At 66.6% G+C, this 1,459-nt stretch carries 1 pseudogene; it reads right to left on the bottom strand.

The features are described from left to right. Positions 1–1,459: pseudogene (locus RHSP_RS07330) on the bottom strand (hypothetical protein); the annotation flags it as partial.

The raw sequence follows: 1,459 nt of genomic DNA, 5'->3' as shown, positions 1-1,459 counted from the left end.
GTCGCCGTTCGCCTGCAGGTTCCAGCCCTTGCCGGCGGTCGTGTTCACCGCCGCGATCGCGTCGTTGACGGTGTTCTGGCCCGTGCCGCCGACATTGCTCATCGTCAGCTGGCCGGTCGTGGTGTCGTAGGCGGCGTTGCCGCCCAGCACCGTCGCCGTGCTGCTACCCAGATTGGTCACTTGCGTTCCCAATGTCCCCACAGCCTGGTTGGTGGCGAACAGCTGCGAACCGTTGATCGCGTCGGTGCTGCCGCCGCTGAGGCGGCCGGCGGCGACGTTCTGGATCTGACGCTGCGCCGTGCCGGAGCCGACGCTCACGACATCCCCAGCGGCCGGCGCGCCGCCGGAGAAGCTGTAGCTGGTGCCGTTGATGGTGGTGCTCGGCGTGGCGACCGCCGCCGAGACGGTCGAGCTGTTGCCCAGCGCGACGGCGCCGGCAAGACCCGTGCCCACCGTCACGCCATTGCCCATGACCATGACATTGGCCGAGTTGACGGTGTTCAAGTTGCCGACGATGCGGCTGTTGTCCGATCCGGCCGGCAGCTTGTTGTTGTTGCCGAAGATGCCCGACTCGTTGGCGCCCACCGTGCCGTTGTTGTTGCCCAGCGAGAAGGTGTTGTTGCCGGTGACCGTGGTCGGGTCGCCGATCGCGACCGAGTTATTGCCGCTCACCACGTTGCCTGTGCCGATGCTGATCGCCTGCGTGCCCGCGGCCTGGGAACCGGTGCCGATTGCAACGGTGCGGTCCGCAGACGCTACGGCATCGGCTCCAATGGAGACAGCACTGTCACCCACAGCTTCTGCAGCCGACCCCACGGCAAGTGCCGAGGCACCGGTCGCGCGCGCATCGCTGCCAATCGCCGCACCGTAGTTTCCGCTTGCGCTCGCATTCACGCCCAGCGCCAGTGCTCGATCTCCAGTGGCGCCGTCGTTGTTGTAGTTGCCTAGCGGCGTGCCACCGTCCTTAACGCTGTTGTAGTGCGTTGTGCTGGCTGCTAGGGCAGCGCCCACATTGGAGTAGGTGTTGCCGTTGACCATGTAGGTCGGCGCAGACACCGTGCCATCGCCGTTGACCGTCGAACCACCGCCCAGGTTCTTCGCCACGCTGCCCGACATCGCAAACAGCTGCGAGCCGTTCACCGCATCGGTCGAGGTCGATCCGATCGTGCCTGCCGCCAGGTTGGTCAGCTTCTGCGCATTGCCCGGAGCGGCCGCCGTGCCGCCTGACGCCGTCAGCACCGTGACGTCGGCCGTGCTGGTGCGCTGTACCACGCCGGCAGTGCCATTGTTGATGTTGGTCAGGCCGCTGTCGACGGCGCCGATGGCCGATCCGACATTGTTGTAGCTGCTGCCGCCGACCGTATAGCTCGGTGCCGTCCCGGCCTTCACGTCCGCGCCGCCACCCAGATAGGTGCTGGTGTTGGAGGCCACCGTGTCCAGCGTCTGGTTGGTCGAATAG

It is taken from the genome of Rhizobium freirei PRF 81, from assembly GCF_000359745.1.
GTDB classification, from domain to species: domain Bacteria; phylum Pseudomonadota; class Alphaproteobacteria; order Rhizobiales; family Rhizobiaceae; genus Rhizobium; species Rhizobium freirei.
Note: the sequence above shows the minus strand (reverse complement) of the source record. Positions and strands in the feature narration are given on the sequence as shown.